The sequence below is a fragment of the Lelliottia jeotgali genome, from assembly GCF_016771845.1.
GTDB lineage: Bacteria > Pseudomonadota > Gammaproteobacteria > Enterobacterales > Enterobacteriaceae > Enterobacter > Enterobacter jeotgali.
In genome coordinates, this window is sequence record NZ_JAENMQ010000002.1 from 458,386 (window position 1) to 475,855 (window position 17,470).

A 17,470-nucleotide genomic window follows, 5' to 3' on the forward strand; every position below is an offset into this window, starting at 1 on the left:
TGTTATGCAAGGGCGAATTTTCAGGCTCGTGCACCTTTACCTGGTTAGACGACGTAGTCCACCAGCGCAGGTTCTTGTTTACAGAGGCGACGCCAGTCAACGATCGGCATACGCACCTGCATCCCCACGCTGCCGTCCTCCTCCATCCACTCTTTTTCTATCGCCTGAAGCTGATAAAACCGGCTGCGCAGCCTGCCTTCCTGTGGCGGCAGACGCAGCGTATGCTGAGCCACCTCACCAGAAAGACGTTCTGTCAAAGCCTGGAAAAGCAGTGGCACACCGGCCCCGGTCTGGGCAGAAAGCCAGACCCGAATCGGTTTGTTCTCTTCATCTCGGTCGATACGTGGTTCAAAATCTTCCAGCATATCGATTTTATTCATCACCAGAAGCGTAGGGATTTCATGCGCTTCGATCTCTTCAAGCACGGTATTGACCGCGTCGATGTTCTCCTGCACGCGTACATCCGCAGCATCGATAATGTGCAGCAGCAGCGTCGCCTGACGCGTCTCCTGCAAGGTTGCTTTAAACGCAGCCACCAGGTCGTGCGGCAAATGACGAATAAACCCTACGGTATCCGCCAGCACTGTTTCACCGACATCTGCGACATCAATGCGACGCAGCGTAGGATCAAGGGTCGCAAACAACTGGTCTGCGGCATAAACCTTGGCCTCAGTAATCTGGTTAAACAGGGTGGATTTACCGGCGTTGGTATACCCCACCAGCGACACCGTTGGGATGTCAGCTTTGGTTCGCGAACGACGTCCTTGCTCACGCTGTTTTTCAACTCTTGCCAGACGTGAGAGGATCTGGGTAATACGGCCACGCAGCAGTCGACGGTCGGTTTCGAGCTGGGTTTCACCCGGACCGCGCAAACCAATCCCGCCTTTTTGCCTTTCAAGGTGGGTCCAGCCACGCACAAGGCGTGTGGCAAGATGACGCAATTGCGCCAGCTCAACCTGCAATTTCCCCTCGTGGGTACGTGCACGCTGAGCAAAAATATCTAATATCAGTCCTGTACGATCGATAACACGACATTCGCACAGAGCTTCCAGGTTACGCTCTTGAGCCGGAGATAGCGCATGGTCAAAGAGCACGACTGACGCGCCAGTTGCTTTTACGGCTTCCGCAATTTCGATTGCTTTACCTTCACCAACAAAAAACTTTGGGTGCGGTGCTTTACGACTACCGGTAATCACCTGCAATGCTTCGACACCGGCGGAAGAGACCAGAGCTTCAAACTCCTGGAGGTCTTCCATATCTTTGTCTTGCGTAAAATAGATGTGTACCAGTACCGCGTGCTCACCAGCATCATAACGGTCAAACAAGCGTATTATCCTCAAAATAAATCAGCGGGGAACGCAGAAAACCTGGCTCCCCGTGTGGAAAAACAGCCCGTTACCTTACTCGGTTTCTTCGCTGTCCTGCGCAGGTGCAGAAGAGCCCTGTGCGTTGCTGCCATGATGGAAATTACTACCGGTGCCGCCGCCAGCGTTGTTGCTGTGATGAGATACTGGACGGGACGGAACAACAGTAGAAATAGCGTGCTTATACACCATCTGGCTGACCGTGTTTTTCAACAGAATCACGAACTGATCGAAAGACTCAATCTGGCCTTGCAGCTTAATACCATTCACCAAATAAATAGAAACTGGAACACGTTCACGACGCAATGCGTTCAAGAACGGATCTTGTAAAGATTGCCCCTTAGCCATTCTATCTTTTCCTTATATGTATGCTTGTTATGTACTTAGAACCTTGCGATTCTGAAAAATTGCGCACGGTACGACTTAATTGTACACATTCAGTCTGCGATAGCACCCACAACCTGTAAAACTTCGCTGTACGCCTGGTCTGGCTTCTCACTGTCTAACCAGTGAATACCGTCCCAACCGCGCAACCAGGTCATCTGGCGTTTCGCTAACTGTCTCGTGGCGCAAACACCTCGATAAACCATTTCATCGTATGAGATCTCGCCTTCAATGTATGACCACATCTGGCGGTATCCGACACAACGAATGGAAGGCATGTCCGTATGCAAATCTCCGCGAGCAAATAGCGCTCGTACTTCTGCTTCAAATCCTGAAGCTAACATCTGATGAAAACGCTGCTCAATTCGTTGATGGAGCAGTTCACGGCTCGCCGGGGCGATGGCGAACTGATGCACCTGATACGGCAGAGCCTCTCCTGACGTTTGCGTCAGTTCCGTTAAAGTTTTACCCGAAATGAAAAAAACTTCCAGTGCCCGGGAAAGCCTTTGCGGATCATTTGGATGAATCCGTGCTGCGGCAACCGGGTCAACTTCTTCCAGTTGCTTGTGCAACGCGCCCCATCCTTGCTCTGCCGCCTGCTGCTCAATTCTGGCTCTCACTTCAGGGCTCGCTGATGGCAAGGGTGATAATCCTTCCAGCAACGCCTTGAAATAGAGCATGGTTCCGCCAACAAGCAGCGGTATCCGGCCTGCTGCGGTTATCTCAGCCATTTGCGCCAGCGCATCGCGGCGAAAATCCGCGGCTGAGTACGCCTGGGCCGGGTCGAGAATATCCAGCAACCGATGCGGGGCCGCGCGCAATTCGTCTGCGTCTGGCTTCGCCGTACCGATATCCATCCCTTGATAAATAAGGGCGGAATCGACGCTAATCAACTCTACTGGCAAAACTTTACGTAACTCAATGGCTAACGCGGTTTTGCCAGAGGCCGTTGGGCCCATTAAAAAAATCGCCTTAGGCAGGCTCACCTTACTCACATCACTCATTTTTCAGGGCATTCATCGCCGAATCTAAATCAACACGTTGTAATAAACCACCCGGCGGTGCTTTGACCAAATGAGGACAAAGACGTTCAACTTCTGCCAATACGGTGATGGCTTGCGCCATGCTCCACGGATGATGGTCGCTCGCCAAATGGCGGGCAAGCCACTGCGCGGTATTGGTCGCATCTAACGTCGTTTGCTGCGCCAGGTAGCCTATCAGTTCAGGAATCAAGTTTTGTAAATTTTGTTGGCGTAAGGGTAAAGGCACCGCGCGAATCGTCACATGATGAGACTCTAAGACAAATTCAATGCCCATTTCCGCCAACAGCGCTTTAGCACGGTTCAAAAGGGTGGTTTCGTCCGCTGAAATTTTGAGCCGCACGGGAATCAACAGCGGCTGTGCGCAGGCCGCGTTTGCGCCTGGCGTCAGCTGTGCCTGCTTCAACCAGCGCTCTGCAACAGGTAACGCCAGCAAGGCCAATTTACCGTCGCGTTCCAGCAACGCCGTTTCCGGTGCAATAATCGTTAACACCCGGCCAAAGCTTTGGCTGTGTCCTTCCAGCGCCGGGGCCGATTGCGCCACGTTCTCTTTACGCTCGACGGCTGGAGTATCCAGCAATTTGCTGTACAGCGCACCCTGCTGTTTTTGATATCCCGGCGCATGGGGATAGTTTGCCCCGACCGGTCGCGGTGCGCTACTGCCTGAAGAATAACGCGGAGCTTCCGGCTCGCGAGCAACAGCAGGCTCAGTAAACTGATTGCGCCCCGCTGCGATGCGGTTTTCAGGAATCGGACGCGGCGCGATAACCTCTTCAGCCAGCGGCAGCGTCGGCTCAGCCTGTTGCTGCAAAACGCTCAGCACGCCCTGATAGATAAAATCATGCACCAGACGCGACTGGTGGAAGCGCACTTCATGCTTAGCCGGATGGACGTTAACGTCCACCTGATGTGGATCGATTTCCAGATACAGCACAAACGCAGGCTGCTGATCCGCGCCGAGTTTATCTTCGCAAGCCTGGCGGATCGCATGGTTGATCAGGCGATCGCGCATCATGCGGCCATTGACGTAGCAATACTGAATTTCAGCCAGTGCCGCGTTCATGGCTTTCGGATCGGCCACCCAACCGCGCATCGCTAAATCACCGTGCTGCCACTCTATCGCCAGCGCCTGTTCCAGGAACCCGGTTCCGCAGATCGCGCCTAACCGACGCTCTTTCTGCCCGCCTTCAGCCACCGCTCGATACTGACGCATCACTTTGCCGTTATGGCTCAGATTGATGGCGACGTCAAAACGCGCCAATGCGATGCGGCGAATAATCTCGTCGATATGGCTGAATTCGGTTTTCTCGGTGCGCATAAACTTACGCCGCGCCGGCGTGTTGTAGAACAAATCCAGCACTTCCAGCGTGGTACCCACAGGATGGGCGGCAGGTTTAACAGTCACGTCCATGTCACGCCCTTCCGCATACGCCTGCCAGGCTTCCTGCTGTTCGGCAGTGCGGGAGGTGAGCGTCAGACGGGAAACGGAGCTGATACTGGCCAGCGCTTCGCCGCGAAAACCGAGGCTGATAATCGCTTCCAGATCGTCGAGTGAGGCAATTTTACTGGTGGCGTGACGCGCCAGCGCCAGCGCCAGCTCGTCTTTTTTGATACCACAGCCGTTATCGCGAATGCGGATAAGCTTTGCGCCACCGCGTTCGATATCAATATCGATGCGGGTCGCCCCCGCATCCAGACTGTTCTCAACCAGTTCTTTCACGACCGATGCAGGACGCTCCACCACCTCGCCGGCGGCGATTTGGTTCGCAAGCTGCGGCGGCAGAACCTGAATCGGCATGACTTCTCCTTAGTGGGTCGCGCTCATCTCGCCTGGCAGGACTGCGCTGGCGGTTTGACCCGCGCCCCCTTGCGGCGCTGACTGCAGCGGATGCGCAGCAAAGTAATTGCGCAGACCGTTATAAATCGCATCGGCAATTTGCTGCTGATAGCTGTCGCTACCAAGCAGGCGCTCTTCGCCGTTATTGGTGATAAAACCGGTTTCGACCAGAATCGACGGGATATCCGGGGAGCGCAGCACACCTAAACTCGCGTGCTCAGGGCGGCGTTTGTGGATCGCGCCGACGCGCTGAAGCTGGCTAATCACGTTAGTCGCCACATCATACCCGACGCGCTGAGAATGACCGAATTGTAAATCCAGCACCGCCTGGCTGAGATACGGATCGGACTGACTGTTCGCCAGTACATCCCCCGCTCCACCAAGGAGTTCAGACTGCTTCTCATGCTCTTCGAGCCAGTTCGCCATTTCGCTGTTCGCGCGGCGGTTCGACAGAACCCAGACCGAGGCCCCAGTTGCGCTGCGGTTCGGTGCGGCATCCGCATGAATCGATACCAGGAAGTTCGCATTTTGCTTACGCGCCACGTCGGAACGCCCCATCACCGAGATGAAATAGTCGCCGTCACGGGTCATGACGCCTTTAAACATCGGATCGTCGTTCAGCAAAGCACGCAGTTTACGCGCAATAGAAATAGTAACGTTTTTCTCCTGCGTGCCGCCTGGCCCAATCGCGCCAGGGTCCTGCCCGCCGTGACCGGCGTCAATGGCGATGATCACTTTCTCGTCGGACGACACTGCTCGCGCACGTGCCGCTGGGCGCGTGACGGTGTTGCTGCTGGTCACGCTAGTGATGCGATCGTTTTGCGCCTTGAACGGATTACGCGCCGGTTCAGACGGCCGCGGTGCAACCACCGGCTGCTCCACGCGTTGTGCCACGACAGGCGCAGGCGGCGGAGGTGGTGGCGGAGGAACATCGGCATTAATGGTGAAGACGACAGTGTAATTCGCACCGTTTTGCTGCTTCACCGCGCGGGTTTTACCATTCTGCGTCAGATCAACCACCAGGCGCAGGGATTGCGCGTCTGTTGCCGTCCCGGAACGAATGCTTTTGACCAGATTGTTGCCGCTAAATTGCAGCGGCAGACCCTGAATCACCCCGGTCTGTTTGATATCCAGCGCAACGCTACGTTTATCGACCTGTGAGAAGGCGTAATCGGGATCGCCCATGAAACTGAAGGTGATGCGCGCCTGCGAATCACCGTTGGACACCTGAATGTCCGATAAGCTCGCCGCTCCGGCCTGCGCGCACAGCAGCACCGTTGCGGCCAACAACCAACCTTTAACGCGATTAATCATCCCGTTATCCCTTCATTCAGCTGGCCAAACGAGCCAGCAAGGAACAGCCTGATGAGGAAACTGCACTGATGCGTGCCTCACGCCCTTGCGCCTGATAATCCAGGTGAATTTCGACATCCGGGTCAGGCAACACACCCGCACCTTGTTGTGGCCACTCCACCAGGCAAATGGCGTCGTTGGCAAAATAATCGCGGATACCCATAAATTCCAGCTCCTCTGGGTCCGCAAGACGGTAGAGATCGAAGTGATACACCCTCACATTTTCGAGCTCGTAAGGCTCCACCAGGGTATAGGTCGGGCTTTTCACGTTCCCTTTATGCCCCAGCGCCTGCAAAAATCCGCGACTGAAGGTGGTTTTACCCGCACCCAAATCACCGTATAAATAAATCACGGTCGCGCCCTCGCAGGCTAGCGCCAGGTTTTTACCAAGATCCAAAGTTGCCTGCTCGTCGGGTAAAGCAATCACTCGATTAGTCATTTTCTACGTCAATCACATCCGGGTTAACAACACGCCGTAGCGCGTCAAAAAGATCGGTGGCCAGCATGCCGCGCGTTCCATACTGCGCTGCCAGTCTGTCGGCAGCCGCGCCGTGCGCCACGCAGCCTGCAATAGCTGCATCATAAGGGGTAAGTTTCTGTCCGAGCAATGCGCTGATAATGCCGGAGAGCACGTCGCCCATTCCGCCACTTGCCATCCCCGCATTGCCTGCGTCGATAATGCCCAACGCGCCAGATTCACAAGCCACAATGGTGCCTGCCCCTTTCAGAACCGCAACACCTCCGTAACGTTTTACCAGACGCTGCGCAGAAAGTAAGCGATCGCTTTCAATTTCTGCGACGCTGCAGTTAAGCAGCCGCGCGGCCTCGCCGGGGTGTGGCGTCAGAATGCGATTGTGACGTTTATCAGGATTGATTGCCAGAAGGTTCAGCGCGTCGGCATCCCACAGCATCGGTTTACGGCAGTTCTCGACTTTTTGCAGCGCTTTTTTGCCCCACTCCTGTTGACCCAATCCTGGGCCAATCGCCACCACGTCCGCCCATACCAGGCTCTCTTCTAGGGATTGTGGCGTGAGTTCATGCATCATTAGCTCCGGGCGCGCGGTGATTATCGGTGGAATGTTTTCGACGCGAGTGAGTACTCGCACAAGACCTGCGCCCGCCCGCAGAGCGGCTTCGCCGGTCATGCGTATTGCCCCCGCAGTGCCGTGATCGCCACCGATAATGACCAGTTTTCCGTGGTCGCCTTTATGGGATGTCGGACGGCGCGCTGGCAGCCATTGCGCAAGCTGCGAGGCGTCAAAACGGGAGATATTTGTTTCCTGACCCGCAAGCCAGATATCCAGGCCGAGCGCATGATGATGAAGTTTTCCGACCACATCACGTGCTTTGCCTGTCAACAGGCCAGGTTTGAGGGCAATAAAAGTCACTGTGGCAGCGGCATTGATCACCGCCCCCGGCGTCGCGCCCGTTTGCGCGACCAGTCCCGAGGGAATATCCAGCGCGATAACGGGCGCGGGATGCGCGTTCGCCTGTTCAATAAGATTGGCGACGTTCTCGCGTGGAGCCTGTTTCAGCCCGGTGCCGAGCAGCCCATCCACAATAAGATCGATATCCTCTGGCCAGACGATATCCGCCGCGTGGATCACGCCCCCGGCGTTCAACCAGGCGTCACGGGCCTCGTTCGCCTCTTCTGGCAACGGCTTGTCACTCTCCAGGGCCAGGAGCGTAACATTCATCCCCGCTGCGGCGGCAAGCCGGGCGACGACATAACCATCGCCGCCGTTATTGCCGTGCCCGCACAGGATGAGCCAGTGAGTGGCGAGTGGATACGCTTCTCGTGCGACGCTAAACGCCGCATCGCCCGCACGGAGCATCAACTCGTAAAGGGTGATACCCAGACTGTCGGCGGCCTCTTTTTCTGCGCGACGCAGGGCGTCCGCAGGCCAAATGGAATGTGGTATACTTGCGGGGATTTTCTTCACCGTATGGTCCGTCATGTCACAGCCCCTCGATCTCAATCAGTTAGCGCAAAACATTAAACAGTGGGGCGCTGAGCTTGGCTTTCAGAAAGTCGGTATCACGGATACTGACCTTTCCGCGAGCGAGCCAAAACTGCAGGCCTGGCTGGACAAACAATACCACGGCGAAATGGAGTGGATGGCGCGTCACGGCATGATGCGCGCCCGGCCCCATGAACTATTGCCGGGGACCCTGCGCGTCATTAGCGTTCGCATGAACTACCTTCCCGCTAACGCGGCGTTTGCCCGCACGCTGAAAGACCCGTCACTGGGTTACGTCAGCCGTTATGCCCTTGGACGTGATTATCATAAACTTCTGCGTAACCGCTTAAAAAAACTCGGCGAAACCATCCAGCAGCACTGTGGTTCGCTGAATTTTAGACCTTTTGTCGATTCCGCGCCTATTCTTGAGCGCCCAATCGCTGAAAAAGCAGGGCTTGGCTGGACAGGTAAGCACTCACTTATCTTGAGCCGCGATGCAGGCTCATTCTTCTTTCTCGGTGAATTACTGATTGATTTGCCGCTGCCAGTGGACGGTCCGGTTGAAGAGGGCTGCGGGCGCTGCGTGGCCTGCATGACCATCTGCCCAACGGGCGCGATTGTCGAGCCTTACACCGTAGATGCACGCCGCTGCATCTCGTATCTCACGATTGAACTCGAAGGGGCGATCCCGGAAGAGTTCCGCCCGCTGATTGGCAATCGAATTTACGGATGTGACGACTGTCAGCTGATCTGCCCGTGGAATCGCTATTCACAGCTCACCGAGGAAGACGATTTCAGTCCGCGTAAGGCGCTGCACGCTCCGAAGCTGACAGAATTGTTTGCCTGGGACGAAAACTATTTCCTGAAAATTACCGAAGGTTCGGCGATTCGCCGCATTGGGCATCTGCGCTGGCTGAGAAATATCGCCGTTGCGCTGGGAAATGCGCCCTGGGACGAAGCGAATATTCAGGCGCTTGAAACACGTCGAGGTGAGCACCCACTTCTCGACGAACACATAGAGTGGGCGATTGCGCAGCAAATCGAGAAGCGAAACGCCTGTGTCGTTGAGGTGCAGTTGCCGAAGAAACAGCGTCTGGTTCGGGTGGTCGAAAAAGGGCTTCCGCGCGATGCCTGAACTATTCACAGCCTGTGAATAAAATCATGAAGTCAGGAACCATCAGGCTTTGCAGAGAGGTCAAGTGATCTCAATAACATTTTGAAATCAAATTTTATATATCAACTTCAATAGGTTACAGATATACCGTTCACCGTGCGAAGGTTTTTGCGATTCAGGAATAATAGCCGGATCTGTGGATAACTCTGTTTACAAGAGTTTGTCAGAGGCAAAAGAAAATGTCCCCAACGAAGAACTTCGCTGTGGATAAACTGGGTATGAAGAAGAATTTGGAGCGGGAAACGAGACTCGAACTCGCGACCCCGACCTTGGCAAGGTCGTGCTCTACCAACTGAGCTATTCCCGCTTGGGTGATCATGATGCTGTGCGTATCTTGCGATACTTTCAAATTTTGGAGCGGGAAACGAGACTCGAACTCGCGACCCCGACCTTGGCAAGGTCGTGCTCTACCAACTGAGCTATTCCCGCTTAATCTTCGTCTTTCAAGCCGCCACTGCGTTGGCTGCCTTCACTCACCTCAGTCACCTACTTAAGTAAGCTCCTAAGGATTCGTTCAGTTGCCGCCTTGTTGCAACTTGAAATCCTGCGATTGGGTGGTGCGTATAACTTCCACAGAACAAATTTTGGAGCGGGAAACGAGACTCGAACTCGCGACCCCGACCTTGGCAAGGTCGTGCTCTACCAACTGAGCTATTCCCGCAAAAATTTGCGCTGTCGTAACGTGTAATTCTCTGTCGTTACGGGAGGCGCATTATACGAGAAATCCTTTTAGCTGCAACCCCCCTTAAAGCGATTTTTTCGAAATTCAGTTCAAGTGATGGATTATTCGTCGCTTTGCGTGTTTTTACACCAAAAACAGGCCGAGTAAGCCGGGTAAGGCGAAGCCGCCACCCGGCAACCATCTGAAATCAGAGCTGAATAAAGTGTTCGCGGTAATACGCCAGTTCTGCCACCGACTCACGGATATCATCCATCGCCTGATGGGTGCCCTGTTTCTTAAAGCCATCGAGAATTTCCGGTTTCCAGCGACGAGCCAGCTCTTTCAGGGTGCTCACGTCCAGATAACGGTAGTGGAAATAGGCTTCCAGCTCCGGCATGTACTTAAACAGGAAACGGCGGTCCTGGCCGATGCTGTTACCGCAGATCGGCGATTTGCCCGCAGGAACCCACTGCTTCAGGAACTCAATGGTCGCCAGCTCGGCGTCACGGTCGCCCTGAGTGCTGGATTTCACGCGTTCCACCAGCCCGCTGCCGGTATGGGTGCGTACGTTCCAGTCATCCATCAGCGCTAACTGTTCGTCAGACTGATGCACGGCAATCGTCGGACCTTCCGCCAGAATGTTCAGGTTGGCATCGGTCACCAGCGTGGCGATCTCAATGATGCGATCGCGCTCGGGATCTAGCCCGGTCATTTCAAGATCGATCCAAATCAGGTTGTTTTCGTCTGCGCTCATGTTATTTTCCACCCTTCTCGCATAACCGGCTGTAGCAGGTTAACTAGTATTAATTAGTGTGTATCATAGAGGTTTTGCCCGATACGGGCGACCAGGAGTCAGCACGATTGAGTAAAAATAAACTCTCCAAAGGGCAACAGCGCCGTGTGAGTGCCAACCATCAGCGCCGTCTTAAGACCACTTCGGAGAAACCCGATTACGACGACAACCTGTTTGGCGAAACGACCGAAGGCATGGTGATTAGCCGTTTCGGTATGCACGCCGATGTGGAAGCAGCCGACGGTGGTGTTCACCGCTGCAACATTCGTCGTACCATCCGTTCACTGGTGACAGGTGACCGTGTGGTATGGCGTCCGGGCAAAGCGGCATCCGAAGGTGTCAACGTAAAAGGGATCGTCGAAGCGGTTCATGAGCGCACGTCCGTTCTGACACGCCCCGACTTCTACGATGGCGTCAAACCGATCGCCGCCAACATCAATCAGATCGTGATTGTGTCGGCAATCTTACCCGAGCTTTCGCTCAATATTATCGATCGCTATCTCGTCGCCTGCGAAACGCTGGAAGTCGAGCCGCTGATCGTTCTGAACAAAATCGATCTGCTGGATGACGAAGGTATGGCGTTCGTGAACGAGCAGATGGATATCTATCGTGATATTGGCTATCGCGTTCTGATGGTTTCCAGCCATAAGAAAGATGGCCTGAAACCGCTTGAAGAGGCGCTCACTGACCGTATCAGTATTTTCGCTGGCCAGTCTGGCGTGGGCAAATCCAGCCTGTTAAACAATCTGCTGGGCCTGCAGAAAGAGATCCTGACCAATGACGTATCTGATAACTCAGGGCTTGGACAGCACACCACCACCGCCTCGCGCCTGTACCACTTCCCGCACGGCGGTGATGTGATTGACTCCCCTGGGGTGCGCGAATTTGGACTTTGGCACCTTGAGCCGGAACAAATCTTCAATGGATTTGTCGAATTCCATGAATATTTAGGTGCTTGCAAATATCGCGACTGTAAACACGACAAAGACCCTGGCTGCGCCATTCGTGAAGCGGTTGAAAACGGGAAAATTGCCGAAACCCGTTTTTATAACTATCACCACATCCTCGAAAGCATGGACCAGGTAAAAACGCGTAAAAACTTTTCTGATTCTGATAACTGACAACTAAGCTAAGCGTCGCTAAAATCGTCCCCTTTTTTCAGGTTCCGGCTCCCTTTGGCCGGATCAGGAACGACAAAACAATGGCCTGGAGGCTACCTTGTTAAACTCATTTAAACTTTCGCTTCAATACATTCTGCCAAAACTATGGCTCACCCGCCTGGCGGGCTGGGGCGCGAGCAAACGAGCGGGCTGGCTGACTAAGCTGGTTATCGATCTGTTCGTTAAATACTACAAGGTCGACATGAAAGAGGCGCAGAAGCCGGACACCGCCAGCTATCGCACCTTTAACGATTTCTTCGTCCGCCCGTTGCGCGATGACGTTCGTCCGCTGAATACCGATCCAGCCGTACTGGTGATGCCTGCTGACGGCGTGATCAGCCAGCTCGGCAAAATTGAAGAAGACAAAATCCTGCAGGCCAAAGGCCACGACTACAGCATGGAAGCCCTGCTGGCGGGTAACTATCTGATGGCGGACCTGTTCCGCAACGGTTCGTTTGTCACCACCTACCTGTCTCCGCGCGACTATCACCGCGTCCACATGCCGTGCAACGGTATCCTGCGTGAAATGATCTACGTGCCGGGCGATCTGTTCTCGGTGAACCATCTGACGGCGCAAAACGTTCCGAACCTGTTTGCCCGTAACGAGCGCGTCATCTGCCTGTTTGATACTGAATTTGGCCCAATGGCGCAGATTCTGGTCGGTGCTACCATTGTAGGCAGCATCGAAACCGTGTGGGCCGGGACCATCACCCCACCGCGCGAAGGCGTGATCAAACGCTGGACCTGGCCGGCTGGCGAAAGCGAAGGCTCAATTGCCCTGCTGAAAGGTCAGGAAATGGGCCGCTTCAAGCTGGGTTCAACGGTTATCAACCTGTTCGCACCGGGCAAAGTGAATCTGGTCGAAACGCTTTCCAGCCTGTCGGTGACCAAAATCGGTCAGCCGCTGGCGGTTTCTACTGAAACCCTCGTGACACCGGAAGCTGAGCCAGCTCCGTTGGCAGAAGAAGAGATCGAAGCCGAACACGACGCCAGTCCGCTGGTTGACAATAAGAAAGACCAGGTCTAACCAAAGGGGTTACTGAAGTGCGCCCGATTATCATTTTTCTGATGGCCTGGTGCCTCAGTACAGGGGCGTACGCAGCGACAGCCCCTGATGCCAAACAGATATCCCAAGAACTGGAGCAGGCAAAAGCGGCAAAACCCGCCCAGCCGGAAGCCGTTGAGCAGCTCCAGGCTGCGCTGAACGCGCTTGAGGAACGTAAAGGTTCCCTTGAGCGCGTGCAGCAATATCAACAGGTTATCGATAACTTCCCCAAACTCTCCCAAACACTCCGTTCGCAGCTAAATAATCTGCGCGATGAACCGCGCGACGTGCCGTCGGGCATGACCTCCGATGCCCTGAATCAGGAAATCTTACAGGTCAGCAGCCAGTTGCTTGAAAAGAGCCGTCAGGCCCAGCAGGAGCAAGAACGCGCCCGCGAAATCGCTGATTCCCTCAGCCAACTGCCACAACAGCAAACCGATGCTCGCCGCCAGCTCAGCGAAGTCGAGCGCCGCATAGGCACGCAGCCCGCTAACAGCCCGCAAAATCTCAGCCTGCAGGCCGAATCCGCCAAACTCAAAGCCCAGGTTGATGAGCTTGAACTGGCCCAGCTGTCTGCCAATAACCGCCAGGAGCTGGCGCGCATGCGCTCTGAGCTGGCGCAAAAACAGGGCCAGCAGCTCGATACGTATCTGCAAGCCCTGCGCAATCAGCTAAACAGCCAACGTCAGCGTGAAGCCGAACGCGCGCTGGAAAGCACCGAACTGCTGGCAGAAAACAGCGAAAATCTCCCGGCCGGGATTGTGGCTCAGTTCAAGGTCAACCGTGAATTGTCAGCCGCCCTTAACCAGCAGGCCCAGCGTATGGATCTGGTGGCCTCTCAGCAGCGTCAGGCCACCAATCAGACATTACAGGTGCGCCAGGCCCTGAATACTCTGCGCGAGCAGTCTCAGTGGCTGGGGTCGTCGAATCTGCTGGGTGAGGCGTTACGTGCGCAGGTCGCGCGTCTGCCGGAAATGCCGAAACCGCAGCAGCTAGATACCGAAATGGCGCAGCTGCGCGTCCAGCGCCTGCGTTATGAAGACCTGCTTAACAAGCAGCCGCAAATCCGCCAGCAGCATCAGGCGGACGGTGAGCCGTTAACCAGCGAAGAAAATCGGATTCTCGAAGCCCAGCTGCGTACGCAGCGCGAGTTGCTCAATTCCCTGTTGCAGGGCGGCGACACGTTGATTCTGGAATTGACCAAGCTGAAAGTGTCCAACAGCCAGCTTGAAGATGCGCTGAAAGAGGTCAACGAAGCCACGCATCGTTACCTGTTCTGGACATCCGATGTACGACCAATGGGCATCTCCTGGCCGCTGGATTTAGTTCAGGATCTACGTCGTCTGATCTCGCTGGATACCTTTGGTCAGGTGGGGAAAGCCGGGGTCATGATCCTGACCAGCAAAGAGACGATTTTCCCGCTGCTCGGCGCATTAATTCTGGTTGGTTTTAGTATTTACTCGCGCCGACACTTCACCCGTTTTCTGGAACGTTCCAGCGCTCGAGTGGGCAAAGTGACACAGGACCACTTCTGGCTAACGCTGCGCACCGTGTTCTGGTCAATTCTAGTGGCCTCTCCCCTGCCTCTGCTGTGGATGACACTGGGCTATGGTTTGCGTGAAGCCTGGCCTTATCCGCTCGCCGTGGCGATTGGCGATGGCGTTACCGCCACGGTGCCGCTGTTGTGGGTGGTAATGATCTGCGCCACGTTCTCGCGTCCGAATGGGCTGTTTATCGCCCACTTCGCGTGGCCGCGCCAGCGCGTGACGCGGGCGATGCGCTATTACCTGATGAGTATCGGACTGATTGTGCCGCTGATTATGGCACTGATTATGTTCGATAATCTTAATGACCGTGAGTTTTCTGGCTCGCTCGGACGGCTGTGCTTTATGCTGATTTGCGGCGCGCTGGCGATGGTCACGCTGAGCCTGAAACGCGCCGGTATCCCGCTGTATGTCGATAAAACCGGCAGCGGCGAAAACATGGTTAACCGCATGCTGTGGAACCTGCTGCTCAGCGCGCCGCTGGCGGCGATTCTGGCGGCAGCGGTCGGCTATCTGGCGACCTCGATGGCCCTGCTGGCCCGCCTGGAAACTTCGGTCGCGATCTGGTTCCTGCTGCTGGTGGTGTATCACATTATCCGCCGATGGATGCTAATTCAGCGCCGTCGACTGGCGTTTGATCGCGCCAAGCATCGTCGCGCCGAAATCCTTGCCCAGCGCGCGCGCGGAGAAGACGATCCGCACAGCACCAGCAGCACCGAAGGCACGACAGAAGTGGATGAAGTCGAGCTGGATCTGGATGCGATCAGTACCCAGTCCCTGCGACTGGTGCGATCCATTTTGATGCTTATCGCGCTGCTGTCAGTGATCGTGCTGTGGTCGGAAATTCATTCGGCGTTTGGCTTCCTCGAAAACATCTCCCTGTGGGATGCCACCTCGACGGTGCAGGGTGTCGAAAGCCTTGAGCCGATAACCCTGGGTGCGGTGCTGATTGCGATTCTGGTGCTGATTATTACCACGCAGCTGGTGCGTAATTTCCCTGCTCTGCTGGAACTGGCGCTGTTGCAGCACCTGGATTTAACGCCTGGCACGGGATACGCCATCACCACGATTACCAAATACCTGATCCTGTTGTTTGGTGGACTGGTCGGTTTCTCGATGATTGGGATCGAGTGGTCCAAGCTGCAATGGCTGGTCGCGGCTCTCGGTGTCGGTCTGGGCTTTGGTTTGCAGGAGATCTTCGCCAACTTCATCTCTGGCCTGATCATTCTGTTCGAAAAACCGATCCGCATTGGCGATACCGTGACGATCCGTGATCTGACCGGGAGTATCACCAAGATCAACACCCGCGCCACCACCATCAGCGACTGGGATCGCAAAGAGATCATTGTCCCGAACAAGGCGTTCATCACTGAGCAGTTTATTAACTGGTCGCTGTCGGACTCTGTGACACGTGTGGTGCTGACCGTTCCGGCACCGTCGGATGCGAACAGCGAAGAGGTCACGCAGATTCTGTATACCGCCGCTGAACGCTGTTCTCTGGTGATCGACAACCCGGCACCGGAAGTGTTCCTGGTCGATTTGCAGCAGGGGATTCAGATTTTCGAGCTGCGTATCTACGCCGCCGAGATGGGGCATCGTATGCCGCTGCGTCATGAGATCCACCAGCTGATTCTGGCCGGGTTCAGGGAGCACGGTATTGATATGCCATTCCCTCCGTTCCAGATGCGTCTGGAAACTCTGGATGGGCGCAAAACGGGAAGAACGTTGACGTCTGCGGCGCGGAAAAGGCCGGCGGGGAGTTTGTAAGGTAAGGTGTGGGTTGGTGCGGCCAGATGCCCTCACCCCGGCCCTCTCCCACAGGGAGAGGGAGAAAGCAGCTCCGAGCAGTCCCCTTTGCGAGAGGGAGAAAGCAGATCCGAGCAGTCCCCTTTGCGAGAAGGAGAAAGCAGCTCCGAACAGTTCCCTTTGCGAGAGGGAGAAGCAGCTCCGAACAGTCCCCTCTCCTTTTGGGAGAGGGCTAGGGTGAGGGGAAAACCCGCCTCAGGCGCGATCCACCGTAAAGGCAATCACATCACCAAGCTGCTCGGCGCCAAGCGCCAGCATCACCAGACGATCTACACCCAATGCCACGCCGGAGCAGTCCGGCAGACCGGCTTTTAGTGCTTCCAGTAAGTTGGTATCAATTGGCTGCTGCGGCAGACCGCGCGCGGTACGCTTACGGTTATCCTGCTCGAAACGTTGCTGCTGTTCGCGGGCATCGGTCAACTCGTGGAAACCATTCGCCAGCTCAATACCTTTGTAGTAGACCTCAAAACGCTCGGCAACGCGGTGATCTTCGGTGCTTATCTGCGCCAAAGACGCCTGGCTTGCTGGGAAATGATAGACAAACGTCGGACGATCTTTGCCAATCTGCGGCTCAACGCCAAAGGCGAACAGCAGTTGCAGAAGAGTATCGCGATCTTCTTCGGTATCCGCCACGTTGCTCAGATCCAGCTTCGCCGCCACTTCACGCAGCTGTGTTTTGTCTGCCGACAGCGGGTCGATTTCCAGATGACGCTGGAAAGCCTGCTGATAAGAGAGCGTTTCGGCTCCGGCGCACTCCAGCACCTGTTGCAGCAGATCGTCCACTTCGTTCATCAGGCGGTACATATCGTAATGCGGGCGGTACCACTCCAGCATGGTGAATTCCGGGTTGTGGTGACGTCCCATCTCTTCATTGCGGAAGCTGCGGCACAGCTGATACACCGGGCCACACCCCGCTGCCAACAGGCGCTTCATGTGATATTCCGGGCTGGTCATCAGGTACAGATTCATTCCCTGAGAATGACCTGGGCCGACAAAACGGGTTTCAAACGGGACCAGATGAATATCGGTCACCGTCGCCTGACTCATGCACGGCGTTTCCACCTCAAGTACACCACGGTCAGCAAAGAAACGGCGGATTTCTGCCATAATTGCTGCACGTTTTAACAGGTTAGGGATGGTTGCGCTCGGCTGCCAGGTGGCCGTTTCGCTCATGGGAATTTCTCCGGTTTCAGACAAGGGCACGAAGTCTACTCGTTAGCGGGAAGAGAGACAAATTTTGCGCAGTAAATTTTCTCGATTCAGCAGGCAGTGCGATTCCGTGACGCAATTCATCAAACGCCGTGATAAATCGCCGGACTTAACAGCAAAAAAATCGAACGCGTCAAAT

General features: G+C 55.3%; 13 protein-coding genes and 3 tRNA genes. 4 read left to right on the forward strand and 12 right to left on the reverse strand.

All coding sequences use genetic code 11. The features are described from left to right. Window positions 1–44 precede the first annotated feature (44 nt). The 7 genes from hflX to nnr form a co-directional block, all read right to left on the reverse strand. Entirely contained in the window at window positions 45–1,325 is a 1,281-nt protein-coding gene (gene hflX, locus JBO43_RS08575) for a ribosome rescue GTPase HflX (protein ID WP_095280481.1), read from the reverse strand. Window positions 1,326–1,400: 75 nt separating this feature from the next. Further along, window positions 1,401–1,712: an RNA chaperone Hfq gene (gene hfq, locus JBO43_RS08580; protein ID WP_095280480.1), complete on the reverse strand. Its 312-nt coding sequence runs from the start codon at window positions 1,710–1,712 to the stop codon at window positions 1,401–1,403. 89 nt (window positions 1,713–1,801) lie between these two features. Further along, the gene (gene miaA, locus JBO43_RS08585) at window positions 1,802–2,752 is read right to left on the reverse strand and encodes a tRNA (adenosine(37)-N6)-dimethylallyltransferase MiaA (RefSeq protein WP_095280479.1); all 951 of its coding nucleotides are present in this window, start codon (window positions 2,750–2,752) and stop codon (window positions 1,802–1,804) included. Beyond that, a complete protein-coding gene (mutL, locus tag JBO43_RS08590; RefSeq protein ID WP_202674118.1) occupies window positions 2,745–4,586 on the reverse strand; it encodes a DNA mismatch repair endonuclease MutL in 1,842 nt (613 codons plus the stop codon). Before mutL ends, miaA begins: the two co-directional genes overlap by 8 nt. A gap of 9 nt (window positions 4,587–4,595) precedes the next feature. Further along, a complete protein-coding gene (gene amiB, locus JBO43_RS08595; RefSeq protein WP_095280477.1) occupies window positions 4,596–5,939 on the reverse strand; it encodes an N-acetylmuramoyl-L-alanine amidase AmiB in 1,344 nt (447 codons plus the stop codon). Between the two features lie 16 nt (window positions 5,940–5,955). Beyond that, entirely contained in the window at window positions 5,956–6,417 is a 462-nt protein-coding gene (gene tsaE, locus JBO43_RS08600; protein WP_095280476.1) for a tRNA (adenosine(37)-N6)-threonylcarbamoyltransferase complex ATPase subunit type 1 TsaE, read from the reverse strand. Beyond that, entirely contained in the window at window positions 6,410–7,936 is a 1,527-nt protein-coding gene (gene nnr, locus JBO43_RS08605) for a bifunctional ADP-dependent NAD(P)H-hydrate dehydratase/NAD(P)H-hydrate epimerase (protein WP_202674119.1), read from the reverse strand. The genes tsaE and nnr overlap by 8 nt, the downstream gene beginning before the upstream one ends. On the opposite strand from nnr, the gene queG reads away from it, so the two are divergent. After that, window positions 7,935–9,074 (forward strand): tRNA epoxyqueuosine(34) reductase QueG, encoded by a 1,140-nt coding sequence (gene queG, locus JBO43_RS08610; protein WP_103949843.1) that lies wholly within the window; start codon window positions 7,935–7,937, stop codon window positions 9,072–9,074. The two genes, nnr and queG, sit on opposite strands and share 2 nt — an antisense overlap. Window positions 9,075–9,344: 270 nt before the next feature. Here the strand turns inward: queG and JBO43_RS08615 are convergent. The 4 genes from JBO43_RS08615 to orn form a co-directional block, all read right to left on the reverse strand. Beyond that, window positions 9,345–9,420, reverse strand: a tRNA-Gly gene (locus JBO43_RS08615). A 46-nt stretch (window positions 9,421–9,466) separates the two neighbouring features. Further along, window positions 9,467–9,542: transfer RNA gene (locus JBO43_RS08620), tRNA-Gly, on the reverse strand. Window positions 9,543–9,698: 156 nt separating this feature from the next. Next, a tRNA-Gly gene (locus JBO43_RS08625) sits at window positions 9,699–9,774 on the reverse strand. A gap of 208 nt (window positions 9,775–9,982) precedes the next feature. Beyond that, a complete protein-coding gene (gene orn, locus JBO43_RS08630) occupies window positions 9,983–10,528 on the reverse strand; it encodes an oligoribonuclease (protein WP_095280473.1) in 546 nt (181 codons plus the stop codon). Window positions 10,529–10,635: 107 nt separating this feature from the next. Here orn and rsgA point away from each other — a divergent pair, with 107 nt between their 5' ends. The 3 genes from rsgA to mscM all read left to right on the forward strand — a co-directional run bounded on the left by rsgA (window position 10,636) and on the right by mscM (window position 16,083). Then, entirely contained in the window at window positions 10,636–11,688 is a 1,053-nt protein-coding gene (gene rsgA / locus JBO43_RS08635; protein WP_095280472.1) for a small ribosomal subunit biogenesis GTPase RsgA, read from the forward strand. Window positions 11,689–11,785: 97 nt separating this feature from the next. Further along, entirely contained in the window at window positions 11,786–12,754 is a 969-nt protein-coding gene (gene asd / locus JBO43_RS08640; protein WP_202674120.1) for an archaetidylserine decarboxylase, read from the forward strand. A gap of 17 nt (window positions 12,755–12,771) precedes the next feature. Then, window positions 12,772–16,083 (forward strand): miniconductance mechanosensitive channel MscM, encoded by a 3,312-nt coding sequence (mscM, locus tag JBO43_RS08645; RefSeq protein WP_095280470.1) that lies wholly within the window; start codon window positions 12,772–12,774, stop codon window positions 16,081–16,083. A gap of 234 nt (window positions 16,084–16,317) precedes the next feature. Here the strand turns inward: mscM and epmA are convergent, their stop codons facing one another. Next, window positions 16,318–17,295, reverse strand: coding sequence for an elongation factor P--(R)-beta-lysine ligase (gene epmA / locus JBO43_RS08650; protein ID WP_202674121.1), 978 nt, complete (start codon window positions 17,293–17,295; stop codon window positions 16,318–16,320). Window positions 17,296–17,470: the final 175 nt, after the last annotated feature.